Source organism: Bacteroidia bacterium (assembly GCA_016218155.1).
In the GTDB taxonomy this organism is placed as follows: domain Bacteria; phylum Bacteroidota; class Bacteroidia; order Bacteroidales; family GWA2-32-17; genus GWA2-32-17.
The window spans coordinates 76,364-92,658 of sequence record JACREQ010000105.1; the positions used below are offsets into that span (position 1 = coordinate 76,364).

General features: G+C 33.5%; 20 protein-coding genes. 6 read left to right on the top strand and 14 right to left on the bottom strand.

The genetic code is table 11. The annotated features are described in order from the left end of the window. Positions 1–2 precede the first annotated feature (2 nt). From rpsC to HY951_16850, 11 genes are read right to left on the bottom strand one after another with little or no spacing between them, the layout of a single operon-like run. On the bottom strand, positions 3–707 hold the full coding sequence (gene rpsC, locus HY951_16800) for a 30S ribosomal protein S3 (GenBank protein ID MBI5541721.1): 705 nt from the start codon (positions 705–707) through the stop codon (positions 3–5). Continuing rightward, the gene (rplV, locus tag HY951_16805) at positions 707–1,126 is read right to left on the bottom strand and encodes a 50S ribosomal protein L22 (GenBank protein ID MBI5541722.1); all 420 of its coding nucleotides are present in this window, start codon (positions 1,124–1,126) and stop codon (positions 707–709) included. The genes rpsC and rplV overlap by 1 nt, the downstream gene beginning before the upstream one ends. A 26-nt stretch (positions 1,127–1,152) precedes the next feature. Next, a complete protein-coding gene (gene rpsS / locus HY951_16810) occupies positions 1,153–1,416 on the bottom strand; it encodes a 30S ribosomal protein S19 (GenBank protein ID MBI5541723.1) in 264 nt (87 codons plus the stop codon). A 17-nt stretch (positions 1,417–1,433) separates the two neighbouring features. Further along, positions 1,434–2,258, bottom strand: a complete 825-nt coding sequence (gene rplB / locus HY951_16815) for a 50S ribosomal protein L2 (protein MBI5541724.1) — start codon at positions 2,256–2,258, stop codon at positions 1,434–1,436. Between the two features lie 6 nt (positions 2,259–2,264). Further along, on the bottom strand, positions 2,265–2,555 hold the full coding sequence (gene rplW, locus HY951_16820; GenBank protein MBI5541725.1) for a 50S ribosomal protein L23: 291 nt from the start codon (positions 2,553–2,555) through the stop codon (positions 2,265–2,267). A 10-nt stretch (positions 2,556–2,565) separates the two neighbouring features. Then, complete coding sequence (gene rplD, locus HY951_16825; GenBank protein ID MBI5541726.1) at positions 2,566–3,195, bottom strand: 50S ribosomal protein L4; 630 nt, start codon at positions 3,193–3,195, stop codon at positions 2,566–2,568. Further along, the gene (rplC, locus tag HY951_16830) at positions 3,195–3,812 is read right to left on the bottom strand and encodes a 50S ribosomal protein L3 (GenBank protein MBI5541727.1); all 618 of its coding nucleotides are present in this window, start codon (positions 3,810–3,812) and stop codon (positions 3,195–3,197) included. Before rplC ends, rplD begins: the two co-directional genes overlap by 1 nt. Before the next feature lie 22 nt (positions 3,813–3,834). Beyond that, positions 3,835–4,140, bottom strand: coding sequence for a 30S ribosomal protein S10 (rpsJ, locus tag HY951_16835; GenBank protein MBI5541728.1), 306 nt, complete (start codon positions 4,138–4,140; stop codon positions 3,835–3,837). 1 nt (position 4,141) lies between these two features. Beyond that, the gene (fusA, locus tag HY951_16840) at positions 4,142–6,253 is read right to left on the bottom strand and encodes an elongation factor G (GenBank protein ID MBI5541729.1); all 2,112 of its coding nucleotides are present in this window, start codon (positions 6,251–6,253) and stop codon (positions 4,142–4,144) included. 26 nt (positions 6,254–6,279) lie between these two features. After that, positions 6,280–6,756 (bottom strand): 30S ribosomal protein S7, encoded by a 477-nt coding sequence (rpsG, locus tag HY951_16845; protein ID MBI5541730.1) that lies wholly within the window; start codon positions 6,754–6,756, stop codon positions 6,280–6,282. Between the two features lie 12 nt (positions 6,757–6,768). Next, a complete protein-coding gene (locus tag HY951_16850) occupies positions 6,769–7,149 on the bottom strand; it encodes a 30S ribosomal protein S12 (GenBank protein MBI5541731.1) in 381 nt (126 codons plus the stop codon). Positions 7,150–7,513: 364 nt separating this feature from the next. On the opposite strand from HY951_16850, the gene HY951_16855 reads away from it, so the two are divergent. From HY951_16855 to HY951_16870, 4 genes are all read left to right on the top strand, one after another. Then, a complete protein-coding gene (locus tag HY951_16855; protein ID MBI5541732.1) occupies positions 7,514–9,673 on the top strand; it encodes an elongation factor G in 2,160 nt (719 codons plus the stop codon). 130 nt (positions 9,674–9,803) lie between these two features. Further along, positions 9,804–10,676, top strand: coding sequence for an SUMF1/EgtB/PvdO family nonheme iron enzyme (locus tag HY951_16860; GenBank protein ID MBI5541733.1), 873 nt, complete (start codon positions 9,804–9,806; stop codon positions 10,674–10,676). Positions 10,677–10,739: 63 nt separating this feature from the next. Further along, positions 10,740–11,369 carry a T9SS type A sorting domain-containing protein gene (locus tag HY951_16865; protein MBI5541734.1) on the top strand — a complete coding sequence of 210 codons (630 nt, stop codon included), beginning with the start codon at positions 10,740–10,742 and terminating at the stop codon, positions 11,367–11,369. Positions 11,370–11,425: 56 nt separating this feature from the next. Continuing rightward, positions 11,426–12,571: a T9SS type A sorting domain-containing protein gene (locus tag HY951_16870; protein ID MBI5541735.1), complete on the top strand. Its 1,146-nt coding sequence runs from the start codon at positions 11,426–11,428 to the stop codon at positions 12,569–12,571. 39 nt (positions 12,572–12,610) lie between these two features. Here HY951_16870 and HY951_16875 read toward each other — a convergent pair whose 3' ends face one another. The 3 genes from HY951_16875 to HY951_16885 are packed head-to-tail and all read right to left on the bottom strand — an operon-like array spanning position 12,611 to position 15,350. Next, complete coding sequence (locus HY951_16875) at positions 12,611–13,126, bottom strand: ATP-binding protein (GenBank protein ID MBI5541736.1); 516 nt, start codon at positions 13,124–13,126, stop codon at positions 12,611–12,613. Then, the gene (locus HY951_16880; GenBank protein MBI5541737.1) at positions 13,111–13,704 is read right to left on the bottom strand and encodes a nicotinamide mononucleotide transporter; all 594 of its coding nucleotides are present in this window, start codon (positions 13,702–13,704) and stop codon (positions 13,111–13,113) included. Before HY951_16880 ends, HY951_16875 begins: the two co-directional genes overlap by 16 nt. A gap of 50 nt (positions 13,705–13,754) precedes the next feature. Then, entirely contained in the window at positions 13,755–15,350 is a 1,596-nt protein-coding gene (locus HY951_16885) for a S41 family peptidase (GenBank protein ID MBI5541738.1), read from the bottom strand. 99 nt (positions 15,351–15,449) lie between these two features. Between HY951_16885 and HY951_16890 the strand changes: the two genes are divergently transcribed. Next, on the top strand, positions 15,450–15,650 hold the full coding sequence (locus HY951_16890) for a hypothetical protein (GenBank protein MBI5541739.1): 201 nt from the start codon (positions 15,450–15,452) through the stop codon (positions 15,648–15,650). 2 nt (positions 15,651–15,652) lie between these two features. After that, positions 15,653–16,252: a DUF3267 domain-containing protein gene (locus HY951_16895; protein ID MBI5541740.1), complete on the top strand. Its 600-nt coding sequence runs from the start codon at positions 15,653–15,655 to the stop codon at positions 16,250–16,252. Positions 16,253–16,295: the final 43 nt, after the last annotated feature.

Here is a 16,295-nt window from a genome sequence, read left to right on the forward strand (position 1 = left end):
TATTAGTTTCTTCTTCTTTTTGCAAATCCTTTTGGTTTTGCTTTTGAAGTTTTAGCTTCGATATTTGGACTAAGATCACGTTTACCGTAAACTTCACCTTTACATATCCAAACTTTAACTCCGATTTTACCAACTTTTGTTAATGCTTCACCTAATGCATAATCAATGTCAGCACGGAATGTATGTAAAGGTATTCTTCCTTCTTTATAAGTTTCACTACGAGCCATTTCAGCTCCGTTAATTCTACCAGCGATTCCAACTTTAATTCCTTCAGCTCCCATTCTCATTGCAGATGCTATTGCCATTTTTACAGCACGGCGATGTGCAATTTTTCCTTCAATCTGACGAGCAACATTACTTGCTACTAACATAGCATCAAGTTCTGGTCTCTTAATTTCAAAGATATTAATCTGAACCTCTTTGCTGGTAATTTTCTTTAATTCTTCTTTTAGCTTATCAACTTCCTGACCACCTTTTCCGATAATAATACCTGGACGAGCAGTGTTAACAGTTATAGTTATAAGCTTTAAAGTACGCTCTATAATAATTTTTGAAACACTAGCTTTTGCAAGACGTGCGTTCAAATACTTTCTGATTCTGTTATCTTCAACAAGCTTATCGCCAAAATTGCGTCCACCAAACCAATTTGAATCCCATCCGTTGATGATTCCTAATCTATTGCTGATTGGATTAACTTTATTTCCCATTAAGCTTCTTGATTTTGAGTTTCGTTAATATTTGTTCCTAAAATTAAAGTAACATGATTCGATCTTTTACGAATTCTGTTTGCTCTGCCTTGTGGCGCAGGACGAAGTCTTTTTAATGCAACAGCTGAATCAACAAATACTTCTTTAACAAATAAATTGCTGTCTTCGATACGAACACCCTGATTTTTATTTGTCCAATTTGCTATTGCAGAAAGTAAAAGTTTTTCAAGTGTATCTGAAGGCTGTTTTGCAGAAAATTTTAGCATATCTAAAGCTTTCTTTACTTCTACACCTCTAACCATGTCAGCAACCAAACGCATTTTACGAGGTGAGGTTGGGCAATTGTGAAGGTAAGCAAATGCTATTTGCTTTTTTTCTTCTTTTAACTTATCGGCACTAAGTCTTTTTCTGGCACCCATATTATTTTATTCTTTTTCTTTATTAATTATTTTTTACCTGCATGACCCCTGTATGTACGGGTAGGTGAAAATTCTCCTAATTTATGTCCAACCATATTCTCAGTTACATATACCGGAATAAATTTATTTCCATTATGTACTGCGATTGTCATTCCAACAAATTCTGGTGAAATTACAGATGCTCTTGACCAAGTTTTAATTGGCTGACGTTTGCCAGAAGCAATCATTTTTGTCACCTTACTCTCGAGTTTGAAGTGAATATATGGTCCCTTTTTTATGGATCGGCTCATAACGATTTACTTAATAATTATTTTTTTCTACGTTCTATGATCAATTTATTTGAAGCATTCTTTGGCTTACGGGTTTTATAACCTTTAGCTGGAATACCTTTACGTGAACGAGGATGACCTCCAGAAGCCTTACCTTCACCTCCACCCATTGGGTGGTCAACTGGGTTCATTGCAACACCACGATTTCTTGGTCTGCGACCTAACCAACGTGAGCGACCTGCTTTTCCAGATACTTCTAGGAAATGGTCAGGATTAGATGTCATACCAACAGTAGCTTTACAAGTAACAAGAATTTTTCTTGTTTCACCTGAAGGCATTTTAATAATTGCATGACGACCTTCACGTGAAGTTAAAGTTGCATAGCAACCAGCGCTTCTAGCGATAGCAGCACCCTGACTAGGATAAAGTTCGATATTATGAATACTTGTACCTAAAGGAATATCTGATAAGAAAAGTGTATTTCCAATTTCTGGAGCTGCATCTTTTCCTGATAAAATTGTTTGACCAACTTTAATTCCGTTTGGAGCAATAATATATCTTTTTTCGCCATCAGCATAATAAACTAATGCTATACGAGCACTGCGATTTGGATCGTATTCTACAGATTTTACTGTAGCAGGAATTCCGTCTTTATCTCTTAAGAAATCGATAGTACGGAATTTCTTTTTATGTCCACCACCAATATAACGCATCGTCATTTTACCGGAATTATTTCTTCCGCCAGAATTTCTTACTGGTGACAATAATGATTTTTCGGGGGAACTAAATGTAATTTCCTCGAATGAGCTTATTACTTTTCTTCTCTGACCCGGGGTAACAGGTTTAAATTTTTTAACGGCCATTGTATATTAAATGTTGCTGTAAAAATCAATTTTTTCTCCTTTAGCCAATGTAACGATTGCTTTCTTAAAAGCACTCGACTTTCCGCGTAAAAGACCGGAACGTGTATTTCGGGTTTTATTTTTGCCACTATACTTTATAGTATTAATAGAAGCAACGTTAACGCTATATAGTTTTTCGATTGCATTTTTAACCTGAAGTTTATTTGCAACGGTTGAAACCATAAATCCGTACTTGCCAAGTGAATCGCCCTGACGATTCATCTTTTCTGTTACTATTGGCCTGATAATGATATCCATTACTCTTTAATTATTTAAGCATATTATTCTCTAAAACCGCAAGTGAACTCTCTACAAGAACTAAAGCCGAAGCTTTAACAATTTCGTATGTAGTTAATTCTGAAATACTTATGACCTTAGAGTCTTTTAAATTTCGAGATGACAAATATACGTTTTTCTTTTGATCTGCTACCACTATTAAAGATTTTTTATCATCTATTTTTAAGTTTTTTCTTAAATCAACGATACTCTTTGTTTTAGGTGTCTCAAAATCAAAATCTTCCAAAATAATAATATTATTATTTTTTGCTTTGGTTGACAACGCAGATTTTCGAGCTAGTTGCTTAACTTTTTTATTAAGCTTTATACTGTAATCGCGAGGCATTGGTCCAAAAGCACGTCCACCACCAACAATAGTAGGTGATTTAATATTACCAGCACGTGCACCGCCAGTACCTTTTTGTTTTTTAATTTTTTTCGAGCTACCACGAATTTCAGCGCGTTGTTTAGATTTGTGAGTACCCTGGCGATTATTTGCCATAAATTGTTTCACATCTAAATAAATAGCATGATCGTTAGGTTCGATTCCGAAAATGGCATCATTAAGGGCTACCTTACGGCCAGAATCTTTTCCGGTTATATTTAATACTGATAGTTCCATTACTTCTCAACAATTATATATGATCCATTTGACCCGGGAACCGAGCCTTTAACAACTAAAATATTTTGTTCAGCAATAAGCTTTACAATTTCAAGATTCATTTGTTTCACTTTTACAGATCCAGTTTGTCCAGCCATACGCATTCCTTTAAATACGCGTGAAGGGAATGAACTTGCACCAAGTGATCCAGGAGCTCTTAATCTGTTATGTTGTCCGTGAGTTGTTCCGCCAACACCACCAAAACCATGACGTTTAATTACGCCCTGAAATCCTTTTCCTTTTGAAGTTCCGGTTACGTCAACAAAATTATCTTCTTTGTACATTTCAGCTGTAATAACATCACCTGCTTTAACGTCAAAAGTGAAATTTTTGAATTCGCGAACAATTCTTTTAGGAGTTGTTCCGGTTTTTTTGAAATGCCCCACCAAAGGTTTTGGGGTATTCTTTTCTTTTCTTTCGTCAAATGCTAACTGAATAGCATCGTAACCGTCTTTTTCTACGGTTTTCACCTGTGTAACTACACAGGGACCAACTTGTAAAACAGTGCATGGAATATTTTTTCCCTCGGCGCTGAAAATCGAAGTCATTCCGATTTTTTTACCTATTAGTCCGGCCATTGTTTAATTATTATTTAAAAAATTACACTTTAATTTCTACTTCAACACCACTAGGAAGTTCTAGTTTCATAAGAGCATCAATAGTTTTGGATGTAGAACTATAAATATCCAATAATCTTTTGTGTGAACTCATCTGAAATTGCTCTCTAGATTTTTTGTTTACAAAAGGCGATTTTAAAACAGTAAATACTCTTTTGTGTGTTGGTAAAGGTATTGGTCCGTTTACAACTGCGCCAGTTGATTTAACAGTCTTTACGATTTTCTCAGCTGACTTGTCAACCAAGTTGTGATCATAAGATTTTAATTTTATTCTAATTCTTTGGCTCATATTATTGATTAATGAAAATTTGCTTTCCTGTAACTCGTTTAATAATTTCAGCAGCTAATTCAAAAGGCATTTTCTGATATTGAAAAAACTCCATTGAAGAAGATGCTCTGCCAGAAGTAATGGTACGTAAAATTGTAACATATCCAAAAACTTCTGCAAGTGGAACCTGAGCTTTTACAACTCTTGCTCCTAATCTGTTATCCATTCCTAGAATCTGGCCACGACGACGATTTAAATCGCTCATTACATCGCCCATATATTCTTCTGGCGTAACTATTTCAACATTCATAATGGGCTCTAGGAGTGTTGGATTTGCACTCATACAAGCATTACGATATGATAAATTTGCTGCAATTTCAAAAGATACTGCATCTGAATCTACCGGATGAAAAGCTGCATCAGTTAACACAACTTTTAAATTATCCAATGTATATCCTGCAAGCGGACCATTATTCATGGCCATTTTAAATCCTTTTTCTACTGCTAAAATATATTCTTTAGGAAGATTATTTCCTTTAAGTTCATTAATAAATTGTAATCCAGAAACACCTTTATCGGCAGGACCAACTTTTACAGTAATTTCTGCAAATTTTCCTTTTCCGCCTGTTTGTTTCTTAAATATTTCGTGATGTTCAGTTTCAGTTGTCAATGTTTCTTTATATGCAACCATTGGAACACCCTGGTTAATCTGAACGTTATGTTCTCTTTTTAATCTGTCAATCAAAATTTCCAAATGAAGTTCACCCATACCGTTAATTGTAGTTTGACCGGTATTCTCATCAATTTTTACTGTGAAAGTTGGATCTTCGTCGGAAAGTTTCTGAAGTGAAAGCACTAATTTATCAATATCTGCCTGACTTACTGGCTCAACTGCTACGCCTATTACAGGTTCAGGAAAAACCATAGTTTCAAGTACTATTGCTTTATGTTCGTCACAAAGAGTATCTCCAGTTTTTACATCTTTTAATCCAACTGCTGCACAAATATCGCCTGCTTCAATTTCGTCTTTTGGTAATTGTTTGTTCGCATGCATCTGAAAAAGCCTTGTAAGTCTTTCTTTTTTTCCGGTACGAACATTATAAATCATTGCTCCGGCTTTTAAAACTCCGGAATAAACTCTTAAATATGTTAATCTACCAACATAAGAGTCGGTAGCTATTTTAAATGCCAATGCTGAAAATGGTTCATCATTTTCAGGTTTTCTTTCAATTGCTTTTTCAGATTTTGGATCAACACCTTTTACGCTGCCAATATCAATCGGACTTGGTAAATAAGCAATGATGCCATCAAGTAAGCACTGAATTCCTTTATTTTTAAATGCAGCTCCGCAAAACATCGGTACAATTTTCATTTTAATTGTAGCCTTACGAATTGCATTATAAATTTCTTCGGATGTAATTAAAGTTTTATCGTTTAAAAATTTTTCTAAAATAACATCATCGTGTTCTGCTAATTTTTCTAACATAAATTCTCTCCATTCCTCAACAATTTCATTCATTTCCTCAGGAACAGGAAGAGTTTCGTAAGTAGAACCTAATGATTCGTTATTCCAAACGATAGCTTTATTATTAATAAGGTCAATAACACCTTTAAAACTTTCTTCGTTTCCAATTGGAATTTGAACCGGAATCGGATTTGCTTTAAGTTTTTTCTGAATTTGTGTTATTACATTATAAAAATCAGCTCCCGGTCTATCCATTTTATTTACAAATGCGATACGGGGAACATGATATTTTGTAGCCTGACGCCAAACAGTTTCGGATTGTGGTTCAACACCACCAACTGCACAAAAAACTGCTACTGCGCCATCAAGAACACGAAGTGACCTTTCTACCTCAACGGTAAAGTCAACGTGTCCGGGAGTATCAATAATGTTTATTTTGTAATCTTCATCAAGGTATTTCCAAAAGGTTGTTGTAGCTGCAGAAGTAATAGTAATACCTCTCTCCTGCTCTTGTACCATCCAGTCCATAGTAGCTGAACCTTCATGTACTTCCCCCATTCTGTGGTTAATACCTGTATAATATAATATACGCTCGGTGGTAGTGGTCTTACCTGCATCAATGTGAGCCATGATGCCAATGTTTCTGGTATATTTTAAATCTTTTGCCATTAATCCACTACCGTCAAAGAACTTTTTTAAAAGCGAAAATGTGAGAACGCTTTGTTTGCGTCTGCCATTCTATGTGTATCTTCTTTTCTTTTAAATGCTCCACCTTCTGAATTATAAGCTGCAACAATTTCTGCTGCGAGTTTTTCGCTCATTGATCTTCCGCTGCGTTTGCGTGCGAACTCGATTAAGTTCTTAATGCTTATTGCAACTTTACGATCCTGACGAATTTCGGTTGGTACCTGAAATGTAGCACCACCAACTCTACGGCTTTTTACTTCAACGTTAGGAGTAATATTTTCTAATGCTCTCTTCCAATATTCCAAAGGTTCTAATCCAGATTCCTTAGTTTTTTTAGCAACCACATCCATAGCATCATAAAATGATTTTAACGCTACGCTTTTTTTGCCTTCGTACATAAGGTCATTTACAAACCTGGTAACCAGTACATCATTAAATTTAGGATCGGGCAGAATGATGCGTTTTTTTGGTCTCGACTTTCTCATTTTGTCTTATAATTATTTTTTAACTTTTGGTCTTTTTGTTCCGTATTTTGATCTTCTTTGTTTACGGCCTTCAACTCCGGCTGTATCTAAAGCTCCACGAATAATATGATAACGTACTCCCGGTAAATCCTTTACACGACCACCACGAATAAGTACTATTGAGTGCTCTTGCAAGTTATGACCTTCACCTGGAATATAAGCAATAACTTCCTGTCCGTTTGTAATACGTACTTTAGCCACTTTGCGCATAGCAGAGTTAGGCTTTTTAGGGGTTGTTGTGTATACACGGGTGCAAACGCCACGACGTTGCGGGCATGAATCAAGTGCTCTTGACTTACTTTTTTCAACGATTTTCTTTCGTCCTTTTCTAACCAATTGCTCTACAGTCGGCATAAATACTCACTTTTAATTAAATAAAGTTTTCCAAAATGGTTTGCAAAGGTAAAACAATATTTTTTTAAAACAACGATGTGAACAGAAAAAATATCTACAAATGTGTAAACAATTTCAATAAATACATTTTAATAACATAAAATGCACGCTTTAAATACCTTATTAGTTATAGATTAAGATGAAATAAAAGTAAGTTAATAAACTAATTTTATTGTGGTTATATAGATTGATTATTGCAAAATATTTATTAATGCATATATAAAATTAATTTTAGGTGATTATTGTATTTTTTCCAAAATTCAATTAGGTTTGTAACCTTTTTGAAAAAGAATGCGCGTAAAACAATTAATTTAATAAGAAGAAAATGAAAGTTTATCAAACCGAGCAAATCAGAAATATTGTATTTGTTGGTAATTCATCCTCAGGGAAAACCACACTTGGAGAGGCTATGCTATTTGAAGGTGGAACGATTAGCCGTCGTGGCGATATAGGTAATAAAAGTACTGTTTCAGACTTTTATGATATTGAACATCACAATGGTTGCTCTATTTATTCAGCTTTACTTCAGACAGAATATCTTGATAAAAAGATAAACATTTTAGACACACCTGGTTTTGACGATTTTAACAACGCTATATTCTCATCATTTAAAGTTGCCGATACAGCTGTATTGTTAGTTAATGCACAAAACGGAATTGAGGTTGGCACTCAGATTCAAATGCGTTATGTTGAGAAAATGGAAAAACCATTAATTATTGTAATTAATCAGGTTGACCATGATAAAGCAAATATTGAAGCAACATCTGAAGCTATAAAATCATTTTTCGGAAATAAAGCAGCATTGGTTCAATTTCCAGTAAACACCGGTAGTGGATTTAATTCAATTATCGATGTATTGAAAATGAAAATGCTTAAATATGGTGCTGACGGTGGTAAAGCTGAATTAGTAGACATACCAGCAGAACATATGGCTCAGGCAGAAGAATTACGCAATAAACTTATTGAAACTGCTGCTGAAAACGAAGAAGCATTAATGGAAAAATTCTTCGAAACTGGCACATTAGACGAAGCTGAAGTTGCTCGTGGTATTAAACTTGGCATAATGAACCGTTCATTATATCCTGTTTTCTGCACATCTGCAAAAAAGAATATGGGTGTTGGAAGATTAATGGAATTTATCGGAACAAGCGGACCATCTCCTATTGATGTTCCTGCTCCAAAAACAACCGATGGAAAAGAAGTAAAAATTGATTCAAAAGGACCAATTTCTGTTTTTGTTTTCAAAACTTCTATTGAGCAACACATTGGTGAAATAAACTACTTTAAAGTAATATCAGGTGAATTAACTGAAGGTACCGATTTGGTAAATAACAATTCACTTAGTAAAGAAAGAATGGCACAGCTTTTAACAGTTGCCGGAAAAACAAGAAATAAAATTGAAAAGATTGTTGCCGGAGATTTAGGTGCTACTGTAAAATTAAAAAATACAAAGTTTAACCAGACTATGTCTGCTTCAAACAACGATTTTACATTTGAACCTATTCCTTTTCCTGAGCCTCGTTTCCGCACCGCTATTAAGGCAGTAAGTGAAAACGATGATGAAAAATTAGGTGAAGCATTAAACAGAATGCATGTTGAAGATCCAAGTATTCAGATTGAATATTCAAAAGAGTTAAAACAAATTATTATTTCCGGTCAGGGCGAATATCATTTAAATATCATGAAATGGCATTTAGATAATATTTATAAAATACCTACAGAATTTTTAGCTCCAAAAATTCCATACCGCGAAACTATTACTAAACCTGCTCAGGCAGACTACAGACATAAAAAACAATCAGGTGGTGCAGGACAATTTGGCGAAGTACATATTGTTATTGAACCATACACTGATGGAATGGCTAACCCAACTAAATACAAATTCGGCGCAAAAGAAATCAACATTTCAGTGAGAGGAAAAGAAGAGCACGATCTTGCTTGGGGTGGTAAATTAGTTTATTTAAACTGTATTGTTGGAGGTTCAATCGAAGCTCGTTTCTTACCTGCAATTTTAAAAGGTATTATGGAGAAAATGGAAGAAGGTCCACTTACAGGTTCTTATGCCCGTGATATCCGCGTAGCTGTTTACGACGGTAAGATGCACCCTGTTGATTCAAACGAAATCTCTTTCCGCCTAGCTGGTAGAAACGCATTCAGAGAAGCATTTAAAAATGCCGGTCCAAGAATTATGGAACCTGTGTACGATGTTGAAGTATGGGTACCAAGCGAAAAAATGGGTGATGTTATGAGTGACCTTCAAACCCGTCGTGCAATTGTACAGGGAATGAGCAGCGAAAAAGGTTTTGAAGTTATTAAAGCTAAAGTTCCTTTGGCTGAAATGAACAAATACTCCACTGCTTTAAGTTCTATTACAAGCGGACGTGCTATTTATACAATGAAATATGCTGAATACGCTCAGGTTCCTGGCGAATTACAGGACAAATTGCTTAAGGAATACGAAGCACAGGAAAAAGAAGAAGAATAGATTTCTGTTTATCATATCAAAACCCGGTCAAAAGCCGGGTTTTGTGATTTATATTTGTAAATAAAAATCTGCTAGGTTACAAACTAAGCTGAGAATTTGTATATTTATACATTATAAAAAAATATAGACTATGAAAACAACTACAATTATTATATTATCATTAATTATAAGTAATAGTCTTTTTTCTCAAACAGATAACAATAATCAGAACAAGAGAGAAACATGGTACGAAGCACAACCTAAGGGGATGTCGTTTATTGGTCAGGGAACATATAGCAGAACAGTAATTATTAAAAATGACACTGTAATTTATAAAGCTTCAGTAGCACCATTCTGGATGAGTAATGAAATTACGAATAAAGAATTCAGAGAATTTATATCAGCATTAAGTCTCACACCTAATGATAGTCTGTGCTGGATTAATTATAATTCTAATAATAATCAATCAACAAATAACAAATCGCACTCATGCATATCATATTCTGACGCTTCTAAAAATTTAATTGATACAACAATTTTTAAAAATGAGAATACTAGATACAAAAATTATTTTAGCAATAAAGAATTTGACGACTATCCAATTGTTGGTGTATCATATAACGGAGCAAAATTTTATTGTATGTGGAAAACCCAAATTGAAATTGAAAAATTAAAGAAAGATGGCAAAACCCCTTATATGAATGACTATCGTGTTCCGGTCGAAGAAGAATGGTATTATGCGGCTTCAATGCCAATGTTAAAAGAAAAAACAAACAACAATAATTTGCAAAAAGTTAATTCCGGAGAAAGAAGTAAAAACAGTTTATATCATTTTTCTGATAATGTCTCAGAATGGACGAGCACTAATTCAGACAATGAACTTAACAATTCAAATGTAGTATTAGGTGGATCTTGGAAAGACAATGCTGATGTAAATAATAGATTCTCTCTGGACAGAAATTCTAAAAATAATTATGTAGGATTTAGGATTGTTAGGACTTATATTTCAAATATAAAAAACTAAAAGACCAGGCAACCTATTTCAGGCTTGTTTGTCTTATAATTAAATCCTTTAAATAATAATTCTATGAAAAAGCCAGCATTTCTTTTTTTAGTAGCATTATTAGCAATAAGCATAAATGCCACATGCCAGACATTTTATTACGTTGGAGGTATACAGATTATTCCAACAAATCCTACTACAGCCGATATTATTAAAGTAAAACTATTTGGGAATTTTGCCAGTACCGGATCATACATCGTTAACCATGACATTAATATTAATAACTTTCAGGTTAACTTAACCATTAATTGCAATGATCAGGGTGGACTTACTGTAATTGTACCTCATGATACTGCATTCACAATCGGAATGCTTCCTGCAGGAACATATACTATTAATCTATCAGGAATAGGCATTGGTGATTACGCACCAGCAATAGATAAAACTTTTGTTGTTACCTCACCAAGTGTAATTGAAGAAAATAATTTAATAAAACCATCATTTATTTATCCCAACCCATGCACAAATTATATTTCTGTAAAAAATAACAAATCATCAGATTTTGAATTATACAATTATAATGGTGCTTTAATTCTTGAAAAGAAAATTGCAAACAATGGCATAATTGACTTAACAGATATGGAGCATGGCATTTATTTTATTAAAATAATTACGGATAACGGAATAGAATGTCAAAAAATAATTAAACAATAACAATCGGTTTTTAAATAATGATGAGTTATATTTACTTATAATTAAATACAACAATTATGAAAACAAAACTTTTACTATTTTTAGCTTTCTCAATTATTATTTCGGTAACAGCAAAAGCACAGTGGATAAATAAATCGTTTACTTTTCAAACAAAGCTCAGACAATACAGAATATACAAACCTGCTATTTATAATGCTGCAAATCCGGCTTCTCTGGTTTTAACTTTACATGGTTTGGGCGATAACATGACAAACTTTAGTACAATTGGTATGAACTATGTTGCCGACACTGCAAATATTATAGTAATTGTTCCTCAGGCTTATACCGATCCATTTGCAGGAGCAGCCTGGAATTCAGGTGCAGGATCATCTGGTTATTATCCAAATGCAACAATTAATGACATGGCTTTTTTAAATGCACTAATTGATACAGCTATTGCAAACTATGCTATAGACCAAAGCAGAATATATATTTGTGGATTCTCGATGGGTGGTTTTATGACTGAGCGTATGGCATGCGAATCAAACACAAGAATTGCTGCTTTTGCATCTGTTGCAGGAACAATTGGTATTGGCTTAACACAATGCAATCCCGGTCGTGCAATTCCAATAGCTCATTTTCATGGAACAGCAGATGGTACTGTTTCTTACTCTGCAAATACATATGGAATAAATACCGATTCTCTTATAAATTTCTGGGTTGATAACAACCTTTGCAATACAACACCAACAACTACAACATTTCCAGATTTAGTTGCCGATGGCTTTACTGTTGATCATTATGTTTACCCAAACGGACAACAAAATTCAATTGTAGAGCTTTTTAAAGCAAATGGTGCCGACCATCAATGGCTTTACCCACCTGCAAACGATATTTCATATACAATTGAAATATGGAAATTTTTCAGAAGATATACGCTTTCCACAAGCAATGTAATGCCTGTAACAAATAATCAAAATATTTCTGTTTATCCCAGTCCTGCAAAAGATTTAATTAATATTATCCTTCCACAATCATGCATTGGAAATAACTATAACATTAAACTCATAAATATTTACGGGCAAACTGTTATTTCAAAATCATTCTCGGGTAACGAATACTCTTTATTGTTAAATAACAAAGCAGTTAAATCTGGTATTTATTTTTTGAAAGTAAATGGTAACGGGGTTAATAATTCGAAAAAAGTATTGATAGAAAAATAAAACAAATCAAATGAGTAATTATTTGCAAAGGGATAAATTTTAAACAATTCTCGTCATATTTATCTCTTGAATACAATTTTTCACTCTCTCCTCACCTTCGCCTTTTACAATAAAGTAAGGAATATTTAAAGCTTCTATTTCTTTTTTATACCAATCAAAAAAGTATTCTCTTAGTTCAGGATTTTCGCGAACCGGATCAAATTCCCAGGGCAAATCGGGATAACATAATATGTATAAAGTGCGCGGAGTATTTTTAATTGCTTCGTTTATCCAATCGGGACAAGAATTATAAACATGCAGAAGCCAGACTTTAGTAATAATTAAATCGGTATCAATAAAAAGCACATCATTATTTTTCGCTAATTCTTCTTCTAAATCAATTTGTTTTTTAGCAATGTGCAAAACATCATCATTAGTATATGGTCGATTTAAGTTTTCAATATACGTACGTGCATATTCCGGCAACCATTGTGTATTATAGTGTTCTGCCAGTTTCTGGCAAATAGTCGTTTTCCCTGTCGACTCAGGTCCTATTACTACTATTCGCTTTTGCATAGCATAGATTTTTTCCATGAATTATAACCTACAAAAGCCAGAACGGTTAACACGGTAAATAAAACTATTGTTGGATATAATCCCTTGTAAATATACACTCCAACACATGCAGCATCAACTACTATCCACACTAACCAGTTCTCTATTTTCTTTTTAGCAAGTAACCAAGTTGCAATAAAACTAAGAGCTGTAACAAATGCATCAACATATGGCACGTCAGTATTTGTATATTTCTTTAAAACATATGCCATAGCAAAGAACAATGCAACAAATATCACAAAAAGCTTTATTATAAGACTTTTACTGCACACTGTTATTTTAAGTTCGCTTCCTTTGTTCTTTATTTTACCTGATTGCCAGTAATACCATCCATAAATACTAACTACTAAATAATAAAGTTGCAAACTAACTTCAGCATATAACAGTGCATTAAAATAAACAAAAATATAAAGAATAACATTAATCAAACTAATTGGCCAGAAAATTACTTTTTCTTTAATCTGAAAATAGATTGCAATTAATCCGGTTAATGCTCCAGCAACCTCAACCCAATTCTTAATAAGCCAATCTAAGATCATTATTGAATTAGGATTAAGAATTTATTCCACCGAGGCGGATTATGTTTTGTTTATGATTTTGAAAGTTTCTTAGAATACAATTTTTTATCATGAAGCACTTCAATAGCTTTCATATATTCTGGACGTGAAGGGTTAATAATTTCCCAGTATTCACTGTAGTTCCACAAATTATTTGCAATCATCCCTTTTACAAAAAGCTTCATATCATCTTTATTTTTTGCAATCTCGTCATCCTTTTTCTCAATACTATTTTTGGTAGCCATACTTACAAGACTATCAATCATAACATCGTCCACAATAAATTCGGTTTTAAACTTTGCAAAATCAGGATATTTCTCTTTTAAGGTTGTACGATTATTGTCAATATAGGTAAGCACGTATTTATTAATGACTCCTTTTCTGATTAAACTTCTGTAATAATCAGAATATTGATTGGTATCAAGCGGAATAAAGAAATCGGGCATAATACCACCACCACCATAAACATTACGTTTAGAATTCAAAGTTTGAAATTTTAAACTATCCGGAAAATGAATACTGTCTGCATGAATTAATTCTCCTTTGTTATATCTGTGAATAATATCTTTAGAATACTCCGAAAAGCCATTCTCATATGATTTTTGTATTAATCTGCCAGAAGGAGTATAATAACGTGCAACTGTAAGACGTATTAAGGAACCGTCAGGTAAGTTAAAAGGACGTTGAACCAATCCTTTCGCAAAAGTACGGCGACCAATAATTACCCCCCTATCCCAGTCCTGTATTGCACCGGACACAATTTCACTTGCCGAAGCAGAGCCTTCATCAACCAATACAATTAAACGACCATCTGTCCACTCACCGGAATTTGTAGCTTTATAATCTGATCTTGGACTGTTGTTACCTTGTGTATAAACAACCATTTTCTTATCCTCAAGAAACTGATCGGCTAAATCAACCGCAGTATTCAAATAACCCCCACCATTGCCGGTTAAATCTAAAACCAAATCCTTTGCACCAGCTTTTTTTAGTTTTGAAATTGCCTCGCCAAACTCAGTCATAGTTGTTGCAGAAAATCTGTCTAACTTAATATATCCAATTTCTTTATCAATCATGTATGATGCATTCAGGCTATAAATTGGAATTTTATCTCTTGAAATAGTATAATCGATTAGATCTTTTTCGTTTCTACGTGCAATAGAAACTGTTACAAGAGTTCCTTTTTTTCCTCTAAGCTTTTTAAAAACATCATTATTTTTAATTTTAACACCAGCAACATTTACTCCATCTATTTGAATAATTCTGTCGCCTGCACGAATACCTAATTTTTCTGATGGTCCACCAGGAATAGGATTTACAACCATAATAGTATCGTTATAAATATTAAACTGAACTCCTATTCCTTCAAAATTACCTTCCAAAGGTTCATTCATTTCTTTTACTTCATCAGCACTAACATAAACAGAGTGAGGATCAAGCTCTTTTAACATTTCAACAATTGCTGCTTCAACAAGTTTATCATTGCTAACAGTATCTACGTAAAACATATTTATTACATCAAGTACCCTGCTTAACTTATATGAAGCTGCCTGATTGCCTACCTGAGAGAATCCGTTTAAGGAAACTAACAAAGCAAGAAAAGATATTATCAACTTAATTTTATGCATATTCAGAATTATATTAATTTTACAGAACGTAAAAATAATACATTTCTGCAAGTAAGTTTGAGCTAAACACAAACAAATAACCTAATAAACTGATATGCTATGAATTGCGATATCGAAAAAAATGTTAAAAACTGCAATTGCACTTATCCATGCAGCAGAAAAGGAAAATGTTGCGAATGTTTGGATTATCACAGAAGTATGGGCGAATTACCGGCATGCTACTTTTCTTCAGGATATGAAAGAACCTATAATCGTTCAATTGACAACTATTTAAAATCAATTGGAAGAAAACAATTTTAAAAATGGATGAGAAATTAATTGACGAAATACCTGAAGATAAAATTTTACAGGACTATAAAACCGATTATTCTTTTAGTTATACAGAATCAAATACCTTCAGTTTAATACTTTTTGGGTTTTCAGTGGTTTTCTTTGTAGGGATTTTTGGCATGATATGGGGTTTTGGTCACACATGGACAATAACCGAAAGAATAATATTTGATGTTTATATTACTGTTCCTGTATTAATAGCAGGTATTTTCGTTCACGAATTATTACATGCAATTACTCTTTTAATTTTTGCAGACATAAAAATTTCTGATTTAAAAGCCGGAATAAATTGGATTAATTTTACACCTTACGTTCATTGCAAGCATCCTATAAGCGTTAAAACATACAGAATAAGCACAGCAACACCAGCAATATTAATGGGTTTTATTCCAACATTTACATCTATTATTATTGATTCTGTTCCTTTGTTATTATCTGGAATTCTGTTTATTGTTACAGCAGGCTCCGATTTATATTCAATCTGGAAATTAAGAAAAGTAAAAGGTAATTATCTTGCCTCAGATCATCCGGACAGAGCCGGTTGTGTAGTTTTTGAAAATCCATTCGCATAATAAATAAAAAAGGCATCCTTTTCAGAATGCCTTTAATAATTCA